At 59.8% G+C, this 16,825-nt stretch carries 16 protein-coding genes and 2 pseudogenes; 11 read left to right on the top strand and 7 right to left on the bottom strand.

Annotated features, from left to right (window positions below; all coding sequences use genetic code 11):
• Nucleotides 1-14 precede the first annotated feature (14 nt).
• Both HMPREF2604_RS09355 and HMPREF2604_RS09350 read left to right on the top strand, forming a co-directional pair.
• Nucleotides 15-1,790 carry an acetyl/propionyl/methylcrotonyl-CoA carboxylase subunit alpha gene (locus HMPREF2604_RS09355; protein WP_070565103.1) on the top strand — a complete coding sequence of 592 codons (1,776 nt, stop codon included), beginning with the start codon at nucleotides 15-17 and terminating at the stop codon, nucleotides 1,788-1,790.
• Nucleotides 1,791-1,812: 22 nt separating this feature from the next.
• Complete coding sequence (locus tag HMPREF2604_RS09350; protein WP_070523521.1) at nucleotides 1,813-2,412, top strand: GntR family transcriptional regulator; 600 nt, start codon at nucleotides 1,813-1,815, stop codon at nucleotides 2,410-2,412.
• Nucleotides 2,413-2,666: 254 nt separating this feature from the next.
• On the opposite strand, the pseudogene HMPREF2604_RS09345 reads toward HMPREF2604_RS09350, so the two are convergent.
• Nucleotides 2,667-3,447, bottom strand: a pseudogene (locus tag HMPREF2604_RS09345) (putative hydro-lyase).
• Nucleotides 3,438-4,601 (bottom strand): NRAMP family divalent metal transporter, encoded by a 1,164-nt coding sequence (locus HMPREF2604_RS09340; RefSeq protein ID WP_185963349.1) that lies wholly within the window; start codon nucleotides 4,599-4,601, stop codon nucleotides 3,438-3,440. Before HMPREF2604_RS09340 ends, HMPREF2604_RS09345 begins: the two are co-directional and overlap by 10 nt.
• Nucleotides 4,602-4,925: 324 nt before the next feature.
• Between HMPREF2604_RS09340 and HMPREF2604_RS09335 the strand changes: the two genes are divergently transcribed.
• Together HMPREF2604_RS09335 and HMPREF2604_RS14445 are read left to right on the top strand one after the other, a co-directional pair.
• Nucleotides 4,926-6,086, top strand: coding sequence for an acetyl-CoA C-acyltransferase (locus HMPREF2604_RS09335; protein WP_070523527.1), 1,161 nt, complete (start codon nucleotides 4,926-4,928; stop codon nucleotides 6,084-6,086).
• A complete protein-coding gene (locus HMPREF2604_RS14445; RefSeq protein ID WP_070523530.1) occupies nucleotides 6,087-8,273 on the top strand; it encodes a 3-hydroxyacyl-CoA dehydrogenase/enoyl-CoA hydratase family protein in 2,187 nt (728 codons plus the stop codon).
• A gap of 175 nt (nucleotides 8,274-8,448) precedes the next feature.
• Here HMPREF2604_RS14445 and HMPREF2604_RS14225 read toward each other — a convergent pair whose 3' ends face one another.
• On the bottom strand, nucleotides 8,449-8,646 hold the full coding sequence (locus HMPREF2604_RS14225) for a hypothetical protein (protein ID WP_158014578.1): 198 nt from the start codon (nucleotides 8,644-8,646) through the stop codon (nucleotides 8,449-8,451).
• 518 nt (nucleotides 8,647-9,164) lie between these two features.
• On the opposite strand from HMPREF2604_RS14225, the gene HMPREF2604_RS14540 reads away from it, so the two are divergent.
• From HMPREF2604_RS14540 to HMPREF2604_RS14535, 3 genes and pseudogenes are all read left to right on the top strand, one after another.
• A complete protein-coding gene (locus HMPREF2604_RS14540; protein WP_311523059.1) occupies nucleotides 9,165-9,464 on the top strand; it encodes an IS3 family transposase in 300 nt (99 codons plus the stop codon).
• The gene (locus HMPREF2604_RS13985) at nucleotides 9,461-9,700 is read left to right on the top strand and encodes a DDE-type integrase/transposase/recombinase (protein ID WP_166684816.1); all 240 of its coding nucleotides are present in this window, start codon (nucleotides 9,461-9,463) and stop codon (nucleotides 9,698-9,700) included. Before HMPREF2604_RS14540 ends, HMPREF2604_RS13985 begins: the two co-directional genes overlap by 4 nt.
• A gap of 90 nt (nucleotides 9,701-9,790) precedes the next feature.
• Nucleotides 9,791-10,009 (top strand): annotated as a pseudogene (locus HMPREF2604_RS14535) (integrase core domain-containing protein); the annotation flags it as partial.
• A gap of 28 nt (nucleotides 10,010-10,037) precedes the next feature.
• Here the strand turns inward: HMPREF2604_RS14535 and HMPREF2604_RS09320 are convergent.
• From HMPREF2604_RS09320 to HMPREF2604_RS09305, 4 genes are all read right to left on the bottom strand, one after another.
• Nucleotides 10,038-10,853: an ABC transporter ATP-binding protein gene (locus tag HMPREF2604_RS09320; protein ID WP_070565100.1), complete on the bottom strand. Its 816-nt coding sequence runs from the start codon at nucleotides 10,851-10,853 to the stop codon at nucleotides 10,038-10,040.
• Entirely contained in the window at nucleotides 10,853-11,977 is a 1,125-nt protein-coding gene (locus HMPREF2604_RS09315; protein ID WP_080975109.1) for a FecCD family ABC transporter permease, read from the bottom strand. Before HMPREF2604_RS09315 ends, HMPREF2604_RS09320 begins: the two co-directional genes overlap by 1 nt.
• Nucleotides 11,974-13,131 (bottom strand): ABC transporter substrate-binding protein, encoded by a 1,158-nt coding sequence (locus tag HMPREF2604_RS09310; RefSeq protein WP_049156259.1) that lies wholly within the window; start codon nucleotides 13,129-13,131, stop codon nucleotides 11,974-11,976. Before HMPREF2604_RS09310 ends, HMPREF2604_RS09315 begins: the two co-directional genes overlap by 4 nt.
• A gap of 151 nt (nucleotides 13,132-13,282) precedes the next feature.
• Nucleotides 13,283-14,644, bottom strand: coding sequence for an MATE family efflux transporter (locus tag HMPREF2604_RS09305; RefSeq protein WP_231732355.1), 1,362 nt, complete (start codon nucleotides 14,642-14,644; stop codon nucleotides 13,283-13,285).
• Nucleotides 14,645-15,134: 490 nt separating this feature from the next.
• On the opposite strand from HMPREF2604_RS09305, the gene HMPREF2604_RS14345 reads away from it, so the two are divergent.
• The 4 genes from HMPREF2604_RS14345 to HMPREF2604_RS09290 all read left to right on the top strand — a co-directional run.
• The gene (locus tag HMPREF2604_RS14345) at nucleotides 15,135-15,329 is read left to right on the top strand and encodes a transposase (RefSeq protein ID WP_070565251.1); all 195 of its coding nucleotides are present in this window, start codon (nucleotides 15,135-15,137) and stop codon (nucleotides 15,327-15,329) included.
• Between the two features lie 120 nt (nucleotides 15,330-15,449).
• Entirely contained in the window at nucleotides 15,450-16,370 is a 921-nt protein-coding gene (locus HMPREF2604_RS09295) for an IS3 family transposase (protein WP_011117481.1), read from the top strand.
• A gap of 37 nt (nucleotides 16,371-16,407) precedes the next feature.
• Nucleotides 16,408-16,473: an erythromycin resistance leader peptide gene (locus HMPREF2604_RS14530; protein WP_071569110.1), complete on the top strand. Its 66-nt coding sequence runs from the start codon at nucleotides 16,408-16,410 to the stop codon at nucleotides 16,471-16,473.
• A 99-nt stretch (nucleotides 16,474-16,572) separates the two neighbouring features.
• Nucleotides 16,573-16,825 (top strand): rRNA adenine N-6-methyltransferase family protein (locus HMPREF2604_RS09290; protein WP_305764410.1); only part of this gene is annotated, 253 nt, incomplete at its 3' end.

The following is a 16,825-nucleotide window of genomic DNA, read 5'->3' as shown; positions in this document are numbered from 1 at the left end:
AGGAACACCCACCCATGATCTCTGCAGTCCTTATTGCTAACCGCGGCGAGATCGCCGTCCGTATTGCCCGCACCGCGCGTGACCTGGGCATCCGCTCCATCGCCATTTACTCCGAAGCCGATGCTGGCGCCCTGCACACCCAGGTGGCTGACGAAGCTTATGCGCTTCCCGGCAACTCCGCGGCGGATACCTATATGAATGTCCCCGCGCTCCTCGATATCGCCGTGCGCGCCGGCGCGGATGCCATCCACCCCGGCTACGGCTTCCTCTCGGAGAACGCCGACTTTGCCCGCGCCGTGGCCGAGGCCGGCCTGACGTGGATTGGCCCGTCGCCGGAGTCCATCGAGCTGCTCGGTGACAAGATTGCCGCGCGCCGCGTGGCCGAGGAGGTTGGCGCCCCGCTGGCACCGGGTACCTCCGATCCCATCGATGACTGGCAGGAGGCCCGCGCCTTCGCCGAGAAACACGGCCTGCCCATCGCCATCAAGGCCGCTTATGGCGGCGGCGGACGCGGCCTCAAGGTGGTGGAGAACCTCGAGGACATCGAGGCCGCCTTCAACTCCGCCGGCCGCGAAGCCAAGGAGGCCTTCGGCCGCGCGGAGTGCTACGTGGAGAAGTTCCTGACCCACCCGCGCCACGTGGAGGCGCAGATTCTGGCTGATACGCACGGCAACGTCGCCGTGCTGGGCACCCGCGATTGCTCCACGCAGCGCCGCTTCCAAAAACTCATCGAGGAGGCTCCGGCGCCTGCGCTTTCCGACGAACAGCGCACCGGCATCCACGAAGGTGCCCGCGCCATCTGCGCGAAGGTGGGTTACACCGGTGCCGGCACGGTGGAGTACATCGTCTCCGAGGATGGCACGATTTCCTTCCTCGAGGTCAACACCCGTGTGCAGGTGGAGCACCCGGTGACCGAGATGGTCACGGGCGTGGACATCATTGCGGAGCAGTTCCGCATTGCCTCCGGGGAGCCCCTCTCCTTCGCGTCTGATTCCTCTTCCTCGTCTGAAGCGCAAGCTTCAGACCCTGTGTCCGATGGCCACGCCTTCGAGTTCCGCATCAACGCCGAAGACATCCTCAACGGCTTCGCCCCCTGCCCGGGCACCATCGTGCGCTTCGAGCCGCCGACGGGCCCTGGCATCCGCGTGGACTCCGGCGTGCGCTCCGGCTCCATCGTGCCGCCCTACTATGACTCGCTCGTGGCTAAGCTTCTGGTCTGGGGGCCGACCCGCGAGATCGCCCTGAAGCGTGCACAGCAGGCCCTCCAGGAATTCGACATCGAAGGTGTTCGCACCGTGCTGCCCTTCCACCGCGATATGGTCTCCTCCCAGGTCCTCGTGGATCACGGCGACGCCGATGCCGCAGCCGGTATCTACACCGACTGGCTCGACCACAACTACCGCCCCTCCGCGGAGGCCACGAGCGCCACCGTCCCCGTCGAGGCCATCTACGCGCAGCGCACCCGCGTTGCGCTGGAGATCGACGGCAAGCTGGTCAGCGTGGGCTTCCCCACCGATATGTTGGCGCAGGGGCAGGCGAAGGGGGCGTCGGCAAGCGCGGCCTCCGGTGCCAGCGCCAGCGGCAACGAGGTGACCAGCCCCTACGAGGCCAACCTCGTGGCGTGGAACGTCGAGGACGGCGAGACGGTCGAGGAAGGCCAGGCCATCGCCACGATTGAGGCCATGAAGATGGAATCCGCGGTCAAGGCTCCGGCCGCGGGCACGCTGAGCCGTGTGGCAAAGGAGGGTTCCAGGCTGGAACCGGGCGCGGTAATCGCCACGATTTCCTAAGCGGCGGGCTACTGTAAGTCGCATGCTTGCTGATTCCGTCGCGTCCGCGCTCCGCGCCGCCATCTCCGAGGGCGAGTACATGCCCGGACACCAGCTCAGCGAGGTCCGCGCGGCCGAGCGCTTCGAATGCTCCCGCAACACGCTGCGGGAGTCCTTCGCCATGCTCGCCTCCGAGCGCATCGTGGAGCGCATCCCGCACAGGGGTGTGTTCATCGCCACCCCTGACGGCGATTTCGTGCGCGATCTCTACTTGGCGCGCGCAGCCATCGAGCCGGCCGCGGCGCGCTATGCCACCTTCGAGGACCCAGGCGAGCTGGTGCGGCTGACCGAATCCGCAGTGCTTAACGACGCTCCCCGCCCCCTCATCAACCAGCGCTTCCACAAGCAGCTGGTCGCCGGTTTGGGCTCGCCGACGCTGGACCGCTCCATGTCGCACCTGCTGGCGCGCATGCGCTTGACCTTCTTGTTGACGCTGGAGCGCTACCCGCAGATTCACGATAACCACGTGCAAGCCAACATCGACTTGGCTCACCTCATTGCGCAAGGCGAGCGCGAGGCGGCCGCCGATGCCTGCCGCGCGGACTTGATGCGCGCGATGGAATCGATTCTCCGGGTCCTTTAGCTTCCTTTAGTTTCCGAGTCCCCCACTATGGCCTTCGCTCCTGTTAGCCGGTTCCACCCGCGCAAAACTAACCGGCACCACATGGTTCGAGTGAGATGGTTCGGGTCAAAAGGTTCGTTTACCCCCAAGTGAACCATCTATGCACTCAAAGAAGGTTTGTTTGCCCCCAAACAAACCTTCTGACCAGAACCATCTGAGTAGAACCATGTATCGGCGCACTGAGGGCTTGGGGTGGTAGCACCACCGCACAGAAATTAAGGGATGAGGAAGTCGCGATCCGGGATGTCGGTGACGAGCATCTTGCCCGGGGCATGTGTGATGGCCAGGCTGGGACGCGAGTTCATCACGATGGCCTGCGGGGTCACGCCGCACGCCCAGAAGACCGGGATGGTGCCCTCAGGGATGTCGACGGCTTCGCCGAAATCGGGCTGCGACAAGTCCTCGATGCCGATGGCAGCAGGGTCGCCCACGTGAACCGGGGCACCATGGACGCCCGGGTAGCGGGAGGTGATGCGGACGGCATCGGCAACCTGGCTCGCGGGGATGGGGCGCATGGAGACAACCATCGGCCCAGAGAAGACTCCAGCCGGCGCGCAGGGAATCGAGGTGCGATACATCGGCACGTTGCGGCCCTGATCAATGTGGGCGATGGAAATGCCGTTCTCCACGAGCGCATTCTCAAAGGTGAAGGAACAACCGATGAGGAAGGAGACGATGTCGGCGGAGTAGAAGGGGGGAAGCGTCGTCAAGCGTCTGCGTAAGCTGGCCATCCTCATAGATGTTGTAGGCCGGGATGTCCGTGCGAATATCCCCGCCCGGGATGAGCTCAGAGGTGAACTGCCCGGCCTCCAGCACACCGACGATGGGGCACGGCTTGGGGTTGCGCTGTGCAAAGAGGAGGAAGTCGAAGGCGTACTCGCGCGGCAGCGCGATGAGGTTAGCCTGCATGAAGCCGCGGGCGTGGCCGGCGGTGGTGGTCATGTCGTGCGCGCGGGCGAAGGCGCGCACATCTGCGGGAGTCTGCATTATGCCCATAGTTCAACGATTCCCGAGATGGATTTAACGCCAATGAAGATTTCCAGCGCGAGCGCCAAGACGCCGGCGATGAGCAGCCACATCGGCTGCTTGACGCCGTGGGTGAGGTCATGGCGCTTGAACGCGACCCACATCACCATGGCGAAGGCGATGGGCAGGATGATGCCGTTGAAAGCACCCGCGAAGATGAGAAGTTTTTGCGGTGCGGAATTAAGAATGCCGAAGAGAATGGCGCAGACCACAATGAAGCCGACGGTGAGGAAGTTGCGGGTCCGCGGGCTGACCTTCTGGGTGGTCACGAAGGTAATGGAGGTGTAGGACGCGCCGATGACGGAGGACAGGCCGGCCGCGAAAAGGACGACACCGAAGGCGCGAAGGCCAAACTCGCCGGCGGCCTGGCGGAAGGCGTCGGCGGCCGTGTTGTCCTCGGAGAGCGCAACACCCGTGGCGACGACGCCCAGGACCGCGAGGAAGAGCAGCACGCGCATGATGCCGGTGACGATGATGCCGAGCACGGAGGTCTTCGTAATCGCGCCGACGTTCTCCGGGCCGGACAGGCCCGAGTCGATGAGGCGATGTGCGCCGGCAAACGTAATGTAGCCGCCCACCGTGCCACCGATGAGGGTGGTGATGACGAAGAAGTCAATGCTTTCCGGCATGACGGTATTCTTCAGGGCCTCACCCACCGGCGGCTGGGAGACAATCGCCACGTAAAGCATGAGCAGAATCATGATGGCGCCCAGCGCGGCGACGATGCGGTCAAGCGCGACGCCCGCCCGCTTGGACAGGAAGATGAAGATGGCGATGGCCGAGGCGATGAGGCCACCGATGCGTGCATCGATGCCGATCATGGCGTTTAGGCCCAAGCCGGAGCCGGCGATATTGCCGATGTTGAAGACAACGCCGCCGATGAAAACTAGGACAGCGAGGAACCAACCCAGGCCCGGCAGCACAGTGTTACCCAGCTCGTTGGCGCGCATGCCGGAGACAGCGAGGATGCGCCAGACGTTGAGCTGGATGGCGATGTCCACAATGATCGACAGCGCAATAGCGAAGGCGAAGGCCGCGCCCATCTGCACGGTGAAGACGGAGGTTTGGGTCAAGAAGCCCGGGCCGATGGCAGAGGTGGCCATAAGGAACATGGCGCCGGCCATGGCGCCGATGCCCTTGGGGGCTTGCGCTTCTTTCGGCGCGTCCTGTGTAGTTCCCTGGGCTGCTTCCTGGGAAGCTGCGGAGGAATTGGTTGATTCCAAGCTCATTGTTGGGCACCTTTCGTGACGAAGGTCGCATTTAACGATGGTGAAAGCATAAGGGTTGTTGAACAATCTGTAAACAACGCGGGGGTGGCGCACGTTACACCCACGCCATAACTACAGCCCCTCACACACCTTCCAGTGAAGCTCCGTTGCACGCGGCGAAAAAGTGACCTAGGATACCTAGTTAACTAATGATGATTCGTTAAACCTACGGAGGAGCTCATGCCCCAAGACATCTACATCGCGGGCGCCGCGCGCCTGCCCGTCGGAAAATTTGGTGGTAGCCTGGCCCGACTTTCCCTCACCGAGCTCGGTTCGCTTGCCGCCGAAGTGGCTATTGATCGTTCGGGGCTAACTGGTGCAGACCTCGATACCGCCGTAGCCTCCAACGTCATGCCCGTCGTGCCGAAGGACCTCTACCTCTCACGCGCCATTGCCAAGAACGTCGGCATGCCGGACTCCTCCACTGCGATGGGCGTCAACCGCCTGTGCGGCTCCGGAGTCCAGGCCGTCATCAGTGCGGCCCAACTTCTGCAGTCTGGCGACGGCGCCCTGGCGCTGGCCGTCGGCGCGGAATCTATGAGCAACGCGCCCTACTCCGTCGAAGGCGCACGCTTTGGCAAGCGCATGGGTGACGGCAAACTCTATGACTGGCTCACCGGCGCGCTCTCCTGTCCCTTCGGCACCGGCCATATGGGCGTAACCGCGGAGAACGTCGCTGCAGATAACACCATCACCCGCGAGCGCCAGGACGAGTTCGCCGCCGAGTCCCAGGCGCGCGCCGCCCAGGCCCGCGCGGAGGGCGTCCACGCGGAAGAAATCGTCCCCGTCGGCGAGCTGGACTTTGATGAAGCGGTGCGAGAGACGGACGTCGAGAAGCTGGCGAAGCTCAAGCCGGTCTTTGTTAAGGACGGAACCGTCACCGCCGGCAACGCCTCCGGCATCAACGATGGTGCGGCAGCCGCCGTGCTGGCCACCGCGGAAGAGGTGGCCAAGCGTGGCTTGGACCCGCTGGCGAAGATTGTGTCCTGGTCCATCGCGGGCGTGGACCCGACGCGTATGGGCATCGGCCCTATCGCTGCCGTCCCGAAGGCGCTGGATAAGGCCGAGCTGAGCTTGGAGGATATCGACCTCATCGAATCCAACGAGGCTTTCGCCGCCCAGGCCATCGCCGTGCAGGACCAGCTGGGCTTCGCCCCGGCGAAGACGAATATCTATGGCGGCGCCGTTGCGCACGGCCACCCGGTCGGTGCCACGGGCGTCATCCTGCTGACCAAACTGGCGTATGCACTACGCCGCGAGGGCAAGCGCTATGGCCTGGTCACCATGTGCATCGGCGGCGGTCAGGGAATCGCCATGACTATTGAGAATGGAGAAAAGTAAATGAGCATCACCAAGGTAGCCGTCATCGGCGCAGGTTCTATGGGTTCGGGCATCGCCGCGCTGTGTGCGTCGGCGGGCATGGACGTCGTGCTGCTGGACCAGAACGCGGAAGGCGCGCAGCGCGGCGTCGACATCCAGCTCAAGCGCAAAGGCTTCCACCTGCCAGAGTTCGCCGAGCGCGTGCGCGCCAGCGATGACTACGCGCTGTTGGAGGACCGCGAGTGGGTCATCGAGGCCATCTTCGAGGACCTCGGCGCCAAGCACTCGCTCTACGAGGCCATCGAGCCTTATTTGTCTGCGGATGCTCTGTTGAGCTCGAACACCTCGACCCTGCCGCTGGCCTCCCTCCTGGAGGGCGTGCCGGAGGCCCGCCGCGAGAAGTTCGCTATCACGCACTTCTTCAACCCGCCGAAGGTCATGCGGCTGGTGGAGCTCATCGCTTCTGGAGAGACCGAGGACACGCTGCGCACGACCATCGAGCAAACCCTGGGCAAGATTGCTCTCGAGTGCCGCGACACCCCGGGTTTCATTGCCAACCGCGTGGGCTGCTACTGGATGGCCGCCGGTGTGGCACGCGCCCGCGAGTTCGACGTGAGCTACGAGCTTGCCGACGCCTCCTTCGGCCGTGCCTTCGGCATTCCGCGCACCGGTATTTTCGGGCTGCTCGATTACATCGGCCTCCAGCTGGTCAAGCCGATTTGGAAGTCTTTGGAGACGGCCCTGCCGGCGGGCGATCCGCTTCTTGACGTCCCCCTCGGCGATGACTCCTTTATCGAAGGTCTCGTTTCTCGAGGGCTCACCGGCCGCACCGGTGACGGCGGCTTTTACCGCGGCCGTGACGAGGTCATCAACGCCTCCTACGAATACGTACCCCGCACTCAGCCCACCGATCCTGTCGTGGGACTCAAAGATCCGCGCGAGGTCATGGAGACCGATTCGCCGGGCGGCCGTTTTGCCCGCGCCGTCTTCCTCGGCACGCTGGCGTACTGCTGCGAGGTCGCACCTGACATTGCGGACCACGTGGGCCTCATCGACGAGGGCCTTACTCTTGGTTTCGGCTGGAAGAAGGGCATCTTCGCGCTTGCCGACGCCATCGGCATCGACTGGGTCGCCTCCGCCTACGGCTCCAACGTCCCGGCCTTGGTCTCCGCCGCGGCTTCGGCGGGCGGTTTTTACGGCAAGGGCTCGGTGCTCTCTTCTCAGGGAGAACGTCAGGAACTCGCGCCGCGCGAGGGTGTTGTCACCCTGGCTTCTCTGGATGCGGAGACCATCGTGTCTCAGGAGGCGGGCGCTGTCCACGCGGTCTCCACCCCGGCTGGCCGCATCGGCATCATCGACCTACACACCCCGATGAACTCCCTGCCAACGCCCGCCCTCGAAGTCATCCGTGCCGCTCTGGGCGCCGTGACCTCGGAGAACCTCGTCGCGCTGGTTATTGGTAATGACAAGCCGGTTTTCTGCGCGGGCGCAGACCTCGCTTCCATCGCTTCCGCTGGTGAGTCCGGCGATGCCTCGCTCGTCGAATCCCTCCTTTCGGACGGCTCGACCACCCTACGCGCCCTTAAGTTCGCCCCGGTTCCGGTCGTGGCCGCTGTGCGTGGCGTCGCTCTGGGCGGCGGCTTCGAAACCGCTCTGGCCTGCGACCGCATCGTGGCCCACGCCGATACCCGCCTTGGCTTCCCGGAGCGCACCGTGGGCCTCTACCCCGGCTGGACCGGCACCATCTCCTCGCTGGAGCGCCTCAAGGCGGCCGGTGTCGAAGACTATCACCAGAAGGCCTTCGATTTCATCGCGTCCGCCCGCAACTTCTCGTCTGCTTTCGAGGCACAGAAGGCTGGCTTTTTGTCCTCGGATGATGTCGTGCTCATGTCCTACGACCACGTCCTCGCCCGCGCTATGGAGGAGGCCGCCACCCTGGCCGGCTCCTACACCCCGCCGGCCGATGAGGAGATTGAGATGTACTCCGGCTCCCCCGCCCTCGACCGCGATTGGCCTATCGAGGGCACCACCGAGAATGACCACGTCATCGTGGCCAAGCTCGCCGAGATGTACACCGGCTCCGGCTCGCTGAGCTTCACCGAGTTCTGCGACCGCGAGGTGGAGTACGACGTACCGCTGGTCCTCCTGCCCGCCAACGTGGAGCGCGCCAAGCACATGGCCGCGACCCGCAAGCCGCTCAACAACTAGCCTGCGCCACCCTCATCGCAAATGGTCCCCTTACTCTGGTCCCCTTTACTCAGCAAAGGGACCATTTGTATGGGGTTTTGGTGTGGAGATGGTCCCTTATCAGCACTAAGAAACCAAAGTAGAAGGACCATCTAAACTCGGCGGTGCTTGATGAGGCTCGCTTTCCACCCCACCACTATGCGCTACGGTGCGACCTCACAGCCTTGAGCGCTGCCCGCACCTCACTGACCACTCGTGGTCTTTCATAAAGCAATTCGCTCGGGGAATACGGCAAGACAACAAAGCCTAGATTCTGGATGTGCTTTTCACGCTGCCGCTCCGCCCGGATGACCTCATCCACCGGTTTGCCGTAGGTGATTCCGTCATATTTCACATGCCCATCAATAACGAGTTGGACGCGATTTTCGTAGATAAGCGCAGTAGCGGGCAAGGCACGTTCGTCCCGATTGACTTTGACGCGGTCGTCAAAGCACGCACAAGACGTGTGAAGCTAACATTGTAAGTATTGTGGGCTCGCTACACCACAACGCTGGCCCAGCCGGGCCAGCGTCACTACAGCTACGACCGGTTCCGCCAATTGGTTGCCTGCCATGTCGACGCGGCCGGGCTTACCGCCCGGATCACCCATGCACCAGGGCATACGATGCAGGTGGATTGGGCAGGTACGAAAATGCGCCTGTACGACCCTTCAAGCACACCGGGGTGAAAGTCACCATTTTCGTTGCTTTGTTGCCGTATTCAGGGATGCTCTTTGCATGTGCGTGTGCTGACCAGCTTTTTCGCCTCACGACCAGGCCCCAAACGTTAAGAAATGATCCGGTTCATCGATAAATACCGGAATCATTTCTCTGTCGAGTTCATCTGCACCGGAGTTGAAGATTAACCGGGCTGGTGGGTTTATCACCTCGCGTGGTTATCGCCAGTCCAAAGCCCGTGGGCTTAAGTGCTCGTCGCCTTCGTGACGCTGTGCTGATTGAACGCATTGGTGCCATTCATCGGGATAATTACGGTGTCTACGGCGTGCGGACAATGTGGCATGCGCTTGACCGTGACGGAATCGACATCGGTCGTGAGCAAACCGCCCGGCTGATGCGCCTAGCTGGTGTTTCTGGCACAGGCACAGGCGGATCACCAATCACAACCCGTACACCTCAACAGGCCGGATCTGCGCCCGGATTTGGTCGAGCGTGAGTTCAAAGCCCAAGGCCTTAAACAAGCTGTGGGTGGCCGACATTACCTACGTGCGTACGAAGAAGGGTTTTGTGTACACCGCGTTTGTCACTGACGTTTACTCCCGGCGGATCGTCGGATGGGCATTATCGGACTCGATGCGCACCGAGGTATTACCGCTGCAAGCACTCAACCAAGCGATTGTGAGCGCGAAGGAAACAACAGGCCTTATTCACCATTCGGATCACGGCTTATAGTACGTCAGCGTTGTCTACAACCAGCGTCTCGCCCAGCACGGGATTGCCGCTTCCACTGGGACCGTCGGTGACTGAAATGACAATGCTCTAGCTGAAAACGTTAACGGCTCTTACAAGAATGAGCTCATCCATACTCGCAGGTGGAATGATGTTGTCGAGGTAGAAATCGCGACGTTCGAGTGGGTGTCATGGTGGAACGAGGTAAGGCTCCACCAAAGCCTGGGATATCGAACCCCAGCCGAGGTGGAAACCGAATTGTGGAAGAAGAACCCGCAACAGGGAATAATAGAAATCAAGGAACATGCCTAGGAACAAAACTCGGGGCACTTCAAGCCCCTTATATGGCTCTGGATGTGGTGATTGCTGCAGAACCGTCATCAGTAAGGGTGACTTTTCCATCTACGCGGTAGACTTCACGCAACATTTTTGCGGTTAACACGTCCTTAGCTGCTCCGTGTGCGTATACAGTGCCCGCGTGGAGTACCGCAATGCGGTGAGCGAAGCGCGCTGCTTGTGAAAGATCGTGCATCGAAACCACGACCGCCGCGGGTGCTTCAGCTGCATAGGTGCGAATATGCTCCATGAGGATGAGCTGATTTCTTAGGTCAAGAGCGCTGGTTGGCTCGTCCAGTAGTAATGCCTGCGGCCGGCATACGATGGCCTGGGCGAAGCTTACTAATTGACGCTGGCCGCCGGAGAGCTGGGACATTGTTCGGGATTCTAGGTCTTCTAGCCCCAGCCGCGTGAGGACCGAGCTGACTCGGTCCTGTGTGGATGTGGCTACCCGTAGTCCGCTGAATCCCGTCCGGGAATGCTGGAGTGCCAGAAGTACCGATTCGAATACGGTAAGGGTGCTTTCCGGCGGGGGATCCTGTGGCAAATATACTGCCTCGGGCCCAGTGACGTCGCCGCTGAATCGGCATAGGTTAGCCATGCAGCGCAGCAAAGTCGACTTACCAGCGCCATTAGGGCCGACGAGGGCGGTGACGGTTCCAGCTTCGATCTTTGGGAGACATACGTCATTCAGTATCTGTTCGTCTCCATGGGAAAAGCACAGGTTATCTACCCGGAGTGTGGGTTCTGGCGGAACCGTGGGCGGTTGTTCCACGAGGGGGTCCTTTCTGGGGCAGGAAGTACTGGGAGAGGCGATCATTAGGTTGAGGAGACAGTTCGGGGGCGGCGTCGCAAAACAATGAGGACGACGAACACGGGAACGCCCACAATCGCGGTGATGATGCCGACAGGCAGAATCGCCCCAGGCTGGATCAGCTTGGATACCACTGAGGCTGAGGTCAGCAAAAGCGCACCTGAGATGATGGACGTGGTGAGGAAGAAGCGTTGGTCCTCACCAACGAGCATCCTGGCGATATGTGGGCCGACGAGTCCGATGAAACCAATTGTCCCGGCCATCGAAACGGCAGTTGCCGCCATAAGGGAGACTCCCACCAGCGTGTACGTGCGCAGCTTTGGGATATTGATACCCATGGACCTAGCGCGGTCGTCGCCCATTCGAAACGCGGTCAGCGTCCACGCATTGCGGTAGAAGTAAGCAATTCCGATTAGTGAGATGACCGCGAGAAGGCCGATCTGAGGCCACGTAGCGCGCGTAAGGCTGCCCAAGGTCCAGAAAACCACCTGCTCTAATTGGGTCTGCGAGGCGAGGTACTGCATTAGCGCTAGTAGAGCATCGAAGAGGAACACGATGGCTATGCCCAGCAGAATCATTCCCTCGGTACCAGAGCTCTTTGACCGAGAGAATAGGACGATCACCGCACAGGCCGCGAGGGCGAAGACCCAAGCACTGCCCGCCATTCCCAGCGCTGCCCCGATTCCCGCCGCGGTGAATCCTGAGACGGTGGCAAAGGCTGCGCCAAAGCTCGCAGCGGCGGAAATGCCCAGCGTATAGGGCTCTGCCAAGGGGTTATCCAAGATGGTTTGCATCTCTGCGCCGGCAGCAGCGAGGGTGCCACCGATGAGCACCGCTGTGACGGTCATAGGCAGACGTATATCAAAGATGATCTGCCAGTCAATTGGGCGGGAATCGCTGGGGTGAAAGAGCACGTAGAGCGCCTCATTTGCGTTCAAACTGCTGCCGATGAGGAAATCTATGGCAATGGTGACGCATAGCAGGGCCGTAAGCCCTGCGATGATCGCTACCTTTCGCCTGCTAGCTGTTCGGTACCAGTTTGACCGGGGGCGTTGCCGTTGCGGGGTAGAGTTTTGGTCGTCCACCTCGCTTCCGGTGGCAATTGATTGCGCTCGTGCTCCGTGGCTCATGGCAAACCAGTCCAGAAGGTGCCGCTAGCCTCCACAGGGAGGAATTTTTCATGTAGTTCTTCCAAATCGGCCTGCGGGTCGACATCGGAAAACAGGTCGGGGTGCATGGCTTTGGCAAACCACTCGATGGCTAGGTAGTTGTATGGGGAGTCGTAGAAGTGATGCCACGCAGCGTAGGCCCGCTTGTTCTTGACCGCCCGCATTTCCTTAAGGACAGGTTGCCCGTCAACAACGCGTTGGAAGTCTTTGGCTGCCTGTTCGGTGGACTCGTCGTAGCCCAGGGGTACAAAGCCATTCTTCTTTGGCTGCTGCTTGGCGCCGGTCCAGTCTGCGCCGGTGGCGATGATGACGTCTGGGTCTTTTTCAGCTAGCGCCTCGGGAGAGACTTGCCCCTGCTTGGCGTCGATCATATCGTCGCCCACGTTTTCGCCACCCGCTGCGTTAACAATTTGGGCTAGGTTGGACTTAGCGAAGGTAGAGCAGCAGTCGAAGTAGCCGGGAGCTCGCCAGAGGAAGGTCGGTGTGGGGGTGGCCTTGGCTTTTTCTAGGCGCTCCTGAACCATGTTCACCTTGGACTCATAGAACTCGGCATACTCTTCCGCTTCCTTCTCGTGGCCGAGTACCTTGCCGAGCAAGCGCACGCTCGGTGCGGTGTTCTTCACCGGGTCGGTAAAGTAATCGACGGTAACCGTGGGGATTCCGGCCTTTTCTAGACCGTCTACGATGCCAGCATCCTGGGCGGCTTCGAAGCTGCTTGCGGAGACAATGAAGACATCTGGACGGGAATTCAAAGCTTGCTCAACGGACATCGAGCCGTCGTAAACTTCACCAGTTTGCTCAATATCTTCGATCTCTGAGAATTTCTGTTCGTACTTCTTGTACGTGCCAGGGTCGTTCTGCTCCAGGTCATCTGGCCAGGCAACGATGCCCTGGAGCGGGTTTTCTTTGTTGAGGATGGATGTCGTGTAAAGCATCCGTTGCCCGCCCATGAGGACCCGATCGACGTTCTTCGGGACCTCGACTTCGCGCCCGAGAATGTCGGTGATCTGTTGCTTTTCTCCGTCATCTGCGGTCTGTTGTTCATCGTTAGTGCTGCAGGCAGCGGTCATAAGGAGGGCAGTGGCGGTGACGGCTGAGGCGACTACGCGGGCCATTCGGTGGTGAGGGGCGCGTGGGGTTTTAAAACCGCGAGCCCTAGTTGTCGTGAGGGACAAGGCAATCCTTTCTTCCAAGTGGATCTATTAGGTTAGCCATACCTTTGTTTATCTACAATGGGTGATGAAACTTTTACCCCCAACATTCCCGTTAAGTCAGTTCATTCAGTCGGCGGGAATATGTGCGTAGCAGCAGTACCGCCGTGGTTGCGAAACCCATGATGAGTCCTAACCAGACGCCATATCCTTCCCATCCGAGGAGCTTTCCAAATATCAGAATCCCGGGGACGCCAACCAGCCAGTACCCGACGAGGGTGCAGCGTAGCCCTGAGGTGGTGTCTTTCAGGCCTCTCAGTAGGCCCACTGCCACGTTTTGGATTCCTTTGGCGAACTGTTGCAGTACCGCGAGACATAGGAGCAGGACGGCAATGTGAAAGGTGGTGGGATCTGCCTCTTTTAAGAAAGGATGCAGTACCCACCTGCCCAACAGAAGCCACAGCGCGCCCATTATTCCCAGATACGTGACCACGACGAACAATATGCGTCGGGTAATCTCGCGCACTGAGTCGGCACTCTCGGCCCGAGCCCTTGTGATCAGCACCGAGCCGCCGTGAGAAAAGCCGATGCACACTTGGTAAACGATGTACGCCAGTTGGTTCACAATATTGTGCGCCGCTAGCATCTGTGGGCTAAAGGTCCCCATCACTAAACCGGCGATGGTTGTTATTGCAGCCTCCGAGCCATAGGTCAGACTGACTGGTACCCCGAGGCGGACGAGGCGGCAGATAGTCTCCCCATCTCCTTTACACGGAAGGATGTGGAAATAGGGCTGTAGCTCGGGAATGCGCAGTACCACAATCCGGAAGGCCAGGAAGGTAAGCAGTTGGATGACAGTTGTAGAAAGCCCGATGCCCGCTACCTTCCAGTGATCCGAGGCTGCCCATGTCATAAATAACCAGTTCAATGCGATATTTATAAATATCGATATCAGCGTGATGGTTAACAGGGAGCCGGGTTTTCGCATGCCCACGGCGAATTGGCGCAGGACGTTGAGCCACATCATCGGGACTAACCCGGGTGCGAGCGCAAGGGTCATGGCGAAGGTGAGTTGGGCAACGTGCTTGTCGATGGGCAGAACAAGGACCAATCCGCCTAGGGCGATGACCAGTAACGCGCCGAGAATTGCAGTGCCAGTGGCCACCGCGAAGGAGGAGCGCACAGCCCGCCGGATCTGTTCTGCTCCCGCCTCGCAATTTTGACAAGAGGTTTTCTCTTTTTCCATTTTTGCTGCTGCTTCAGCCACAAGATTTGCCCCGGCCGTCACCATGCCCACGCACATCGTGCGGATCTGGTTGTAAAGCTGCATCGCTAGGCCGCCGCCGGCTATCGCCAGTACGCCCACGGACTGCAGCATCAATACGTCCGTGGTGGTCAATGCAACTCCGGCGAGTTGTACTCCAGCGATGGGAAGGGAAATTCCCAGAACTTCGCGATATTTCCGGATGGATTTCAACCTCGCAGCCACCTTCAACTTCGGACTAACATTCGTCTCGGCCCTCGCTTCTCATCTTCTAAACCTCGCCCATTTTGGCGGCTGGTCTCCAATGTGCTGCGGTTTCTAGCGGTAGATACGCAGCACATCCGATTCATTTGCGGCCTCCAGGCCGTTGAAGCGAATGGCGCTGCGATACATCTGCACCAAAGTTGCAATCGGACGCTGCCGTCTGCACCATGGAAATTAGTGGTTCGCCCCTGCGGATTCAGCTGGTGCTGGCCGATGCCCCAGCGGTACCACCGTTGGTTGAGACCGAATCCCGTTCAGGGCTGGTGTTTGCAGCGGCAGAGACTCCCTTCGGAAAGTATAAAGATTATACCTAGTTTAGGTAAGGCTACCATAATTGAAGATTTCCACTTCAAACACTTCAGGTGGAAGGAGTGTGAAGATGGATAGGAGTGAAGTGTCCCAGGTTTTGTTCCGTCTGAGTAGATGGGAAATCTGGAATATGCCAAGAAAATTTGACCAGGATGCAAAGGACCGTGTGGTCCGTCTTGTAGAGGACCGCATCTTGGCGGAAAATATGTCGATGCAAGCCGCGTGCCAGGCAGTAGCCCCAAAGCTGGGGGTGTCATGGCACACAGCCCGTCAATGGACTTTGGCAGGCCCGCCGTGCGGGAAACATCCCAGAACCCGTGCCTGAAGACTTGGCCGCGGAAAACGCGAGGCTACGCCGTGAAAATCAAGAGCTACGCGACACCAATGAACTTTTAAAGGCTGCCTCAGCTTTTTTCGCGTCGGAACTCGACCCAAAACGTCGGAAATGATCCGGTTCATCGATGAATACCGGAATCGTTTCTCTGTCGAGTTCATCTGTAAGACGTTGAAGAAAAACCGCGCTGGTGGGTTCATCACCTCGCGTGGGTATCGTCAGTCCAAGGCCCGTGGGGTAAGTGCTCGCGGCCTTCGTGATGCTGTGCTGGTTGAACGCATTAGTGCTATCCATCGGGATAATTACGGCATCTACGGTGTGCGGAAAATGTGGCATGCTCTTCATCGTGACGGAATCGATATCGGTCGTGAACAAACCGCGCGGCTGATGCGTCTAGCCGGTGTATCAGGCAAAGGCAAAGGCCGCTCGCCTATGACCACTCGCACACCTCAAAGGCCGGATTTGCGCCCGGACTTGGTGGAGCGAGAATTCAAAGCCGAAGGCCCGAACAAGCTGTGGGTGGCTGATATTACCTACGTGCGCACGAAGAAAGGCTTTGTGTATGCCGCGTTTGTCACCGATGTTTACTCCCGACGGATCGTTGGGTGGGCGTTATCAGATTCCATGCGCACCGAAGCGTTGCCGCTGCAAGCTCTCAACCAGGCGATCGCGTCTGCTGAGGAAACAACAGGTCTCATTCATCATTCGGATCACGGCTCGCAGTATGTCAGCGTTGTCTACAACGAGCGTCTTGCCCAGCACGGGATTGCCGCTTCCACCGGAACTGTTGGCGACTCCTATGACAATGCTCTGGCGGAAAACGTTAATGGTTCCTACAAAAACGAGCTGATCCATACTCGCAGGTGGGATGAGGTTGTCGAGGTGGAAATCGCGACGTTTGAGTGGGTGTCATGGTGGAACGAGACGAGGCTTCACCAAAGCTTGGGCTACCGCACGCCAGCTGAAGTGGAAACCGAATTTTGGGACCAGCACCCGCCGCAAGCAATAATAGAAATCAAGGCAAACGCCTAGGAACAAAACCCGGGGCACTTCACACCCGCGAATTTAAATGGATATAATTAGACCCATGTTGATTTCAGGTACCGCTTTCTTGCGGTTGCGCACCAACCGCTAAGGCGGTTTCCTACCCCGTAGGTTAAAAACCGCTCCGGTCCTTTAGCCGGGCGGCTATTTGTCATGCCCGGCTCCCTTTCAAATCCAAGGAGCACACCTGATGTCTGCATACGGATACGGCCGTCACGAGCATGGCCAAAATTTTCTCACAGACCACAAGATCATCAACTCCATCGTCGATCTTGTGAAACAAACCTCCGGCCCCATCATTGAGATCGGGCCAGGAAGCGGTGCCCTCACTCACCCGATGGCCCACTTGGGGAGGGCGATAACGGCAGTTGAAGTGGACGCAAAACTAGCTGCCAAAATCACACAAGAAACCTCCTCGGCGGCGGTCGAAGTGGTCCATGATG

The sequence above is a fragment of the Corynebacterium sp. HMSC055A01 genome, from assembly GCF_001809405.1.
GTDB classification, from domain to species: Bacteria; Actinomycetota; Actinomycetes; order Mycobacteriales; family Mycobacteriaceae; genus Corynebacterium; species Corynebacterium hesseae.
This window is presented reverse-complemented; position numbering and strand designations above follow the sequence as displayed.